The sequence below is a fragment of the Mesorhizobium sp. M0292 genome, assembly GCF_040321695.1.
Taxonomy (GTDB): domain Bacteria; phylum Pseudomonadota; class Alphaproteobacteria; order Rhizobiales; family Rhizobiaceae; genus Mesorhizobium.
This window is the reverse complement of the sequence record NZ_JAMYSB010000057.1, coordinates 1-2,702: the sequence shown is the minus strand read 5'-3', so window position 1 is coordinate 2,702 and position 2,702 is coordinate 1. Positions and strand designations below refer to the sequence as shown.

2 protein-coding genes and 2 pseudogenes are annotated in these 2,702 nt (G+C 60.8%); 2 read left to right on the top strand and 2 right to left on the bottom strand.

Annotation, left to right across the window (positions count from 1 at the left end):
* Positions 1–82: 82 nt before the first annotated feature.
* Positions 83–184, bottom strand: a pseudogene (locus NKI96_RS32440) (LysR family transcriptional regulator); the annotation flags it as partial.
* 573 nt (positions 185–757) lie between these two features.
* Between NKI96_RS32440 and NKI96_RS32435 the strand changes: the two are divergent.
* Positions 758–1,033: an acyl carrier protein gene (locus NKI96_RS32435; protein ID WP_023673543.1), complete on the top strand. Its 276-nt coding sequence runs from the start codon at positions 758–760 to the stop codon at positions 1,031–1,033.
* On the top strand, positions 1,034–2,239 hold the full coding sequence (locus tag NKI96_RS32430; protein ID WP_023707447.1) for a beta-ketoacyl-[acyl-carrier-protein] synthase family protein: 1,206 nt from the start codon (positions 1,034–1,036) through the stop codon (positions 2,237–2,239). It begins immediately after the preceding gene.
* Between the two features lie 318 nt (positions 2,240–2,557).
* Here NKI96_RS32430 and NKI96_RS32425 read toward each other — a convergent pair.
* A pseudogene (locus tag NKI96_RS32425) lies at positions 2,558–2,702 on the bottom strand (IS1380 family transposase); the annotation flags it as partial.

Sequence of the window (2,702 nt, the reverse complement as noted above, 5' to 3'; positions counted from 1 at the left end):
CCGGGAAATTTCGGATCGGCTTAAGCAACCAAATCCTACGTCATTTCAACGGGCTTGCGCCACATCCACCAACCCCCATGAATTTGGTTAGGTTGATGCTGCGTGCCGCCGCCGTGAGGCCGCGCTCGCTAAGCAGCGCGTCGAGAACGACGAGAAGATTCAGATCGAGCCCTTTGAAACGCATGTCTTAGCTATCCATAGCGTGGATGAATTTGATTGAAACAAACGATTTTACCAATTTTCCGGAATGTCGCATGGACCTGGCAGGACCTCACGTGCGCCGATCACTGCCTCTATCGCGTGGCGAGTCCCTTGAGAAGAGCCCGAAAGAGGAAATCTGTCGCGTGCGGTGGAGATTGTACTGGGAATGAGAGGCAGCGCTCCAAATCATGTCGAACTCTCCGACGAATGGCGACCGGTACATAGTTGATCGCAACTGGTCCGGAGCTATGAAACATCTCGATTACATATGAGGTGCCGAGTGAATACGCTGACAGCACCCACCGTCGCAGCGTTTAGCTGACGTTTGACGACGGTTCCTATCCATTTACACGCAGATTCTTGATGTGCTGGCGCAAAAGCGGGAGGCCGGCGACTTTTCTTCGTCATCGGGCTGACGCCGCAGAAGCCGGAACTCGTCCGGTTCCTATGGGCATTGGGCTTGGTCGGCGCACAGGCTCTATGAGGGGCAATTTTGGCAACGCGACGCGACTCGGGTTTTGAACGACGCTGAAAACGCAAGCTGGAAAGGAACAAGATGGCAGATCAACTCGCCAACGAAATAATCGCAATGATCAAGAAGCGCGCCGCGTCGGAGGGCGGCATAGCGCCTGCCACGGGCGGCGAAATAACGGCTGCCACGGGACTGACTTCGCTCGGTATCGATTCACTGGGATTGGCGGACGTTCTCTGGGACCTGGAGCAGGCCTACGGCATCGAGATCGAGATGAATACGGCCGAGGCATGGTCGGATCTCCAGAATGTTGGGGGCATGGTGGAAGCCGTGCGCAGCTTGCTCCCTACGGGGGTGTGAATGGACAGGCGCGTCGTGATTACTGGGATTGGCGGGATTTGCGGGCTTGGAACCAACGCCGCCGCCATTTGGACAGAGATGCGAGAAGGCCGCTCCGCCATCGGCCCAATCGTCAACTCCGAGTTCCATGAATTGAGGGTCAGGATCGGTGCCGAGATCAAGGCCCTGCCGGAGCATGACATCGATAGCAAGCAACTCATCTCCATGGACCGCTTCAGCCTGCTCGCTGTGCTTGCGGCGCGCGAAGCCATGCGTCAGGCCGGACTTTCCTCCAAAGAGGGAAATAGCTATCGCTTCGGTGCGACGGTGGGCGTGGGCGGCTGCGGGTGGGATGCGATCGAGCAAACCTACCGCGCCATCCTTCTGGGCGGTAAGCGTGCCGCTCTCTTGACTGTACCCAAGGCAATGCCGGGTGCCGCTGCCGGCCAGGTCAGCATGAGTCTCGGCCTGCGCGGGCCGGTCTTCGGCGTCACGTCCGCCTGTTCCTCGGCAAACCATGCGATTGCCTGCGCGGTGGACCAGATCAGGCTCGGCCGGGCCGACGTGATGCTTGCCGGCGGCAGCGAAGCGCCGCTCATATGGGGTGTGCTGAAGGCATGGGAAGCGATCCGCGTGCTTTCGCCCGATACTTGCCGGCCATTCTCGGCCGATCGCCAGGGCCTGTCGCTTGGTGAAGGCGCCGGCATGGCGGTGCTGGAAAGCTACGAGCATGCCTTGGCTCGGGGCGCCACCATCCTTGCCGAAATTGCCGGTGTCGGCCTTTCCGCCGATGCGTCCGGCATCGTCGCGCCGACTGTCGAGGGGCCGGAGGCAGCAATGCGGGCCTGCCTTGCCGATGCCAGGCTGGACGCCGAGGATGTCGACTATCTCAACGCGCACGGCACCGGCACCAAGGCCAACGACCAGATCGAGACGGCGGCGATCAAGCGCGTCTTCGGTCAGCACGCCTTCTCAATGTCCATTTCTTCTACCAAGTCCATGCACGCGCATTGCCTCGGCGCGTCCGGCGCGCTCGAGTTGATCGCCTGCGTGATGGCTATCCGCGAGAGCGTCGTCCCGCCGACTGCCAATTATCGTGAGCTGGACCCCGATTGCGATCTCGACGTCACGCCCAATGTGGCACGCGAGCGCAAGGTGCGCGTGGCACTGAGCAACTCCTTCGCCTTTGGCGGCACGAACGCGGTTCTGGCGTTCAGGCAGGTGTAGAAGCCATGAAAGATGCTTCCGGCAACATTATCTCTCGCATCCAGATGCTTGCCGGATAACCTTGTGAAGGGCGGGTCATTGACCGCCTCGGCGAATGCGGGAAGTGGCAGCGGAAGATCGAGGATCCGGGGGTATCGTCTTTGCGGAATTCTTAACTGTTGAACCGGCTTGGACGTACCGCCGCCCCGTAAAAGGTAAGCGAGGCCATGCGGGCTCGGCTTGAGGGTCTGAAGCTGTACACGACAATGTCTGGAAGCCGCAGGGTCGGCTCTGCGCCCGTTATAGTCGCCTGAGTGCTGCCGGCCCGGCCGCGCCGCGGGCGCCGTCAATGAGCTCCTTGAACATGCGGACCTTGCCTCTCTTGGCCGACGCTTCCAGGCGTGCTGTCGTGCTGGCCTCCAGATCCGCCACATGCTTGCGCAGGGTCGTGGTGGGCGCGAGGCCAAAGATGAAGTCGACGCGC

Bases quoted from the DNA above. Each gene is read 5' to 3' on its own strand.
- NKI96_RS32435 (WP_023673543.1), top strand. From the start codon at position 758: ATGGCAGATCAACTCGCCAACGAAATAATCGCAATGATCAAGAAGCGC.
- NKI96_RS32430 (WP_023707447.1), top strand. From the start codon at position 1,034: ATGGACAGGCGCGTCGTGATTACTGGGATTGGCGGGATTTGCGGGCTT.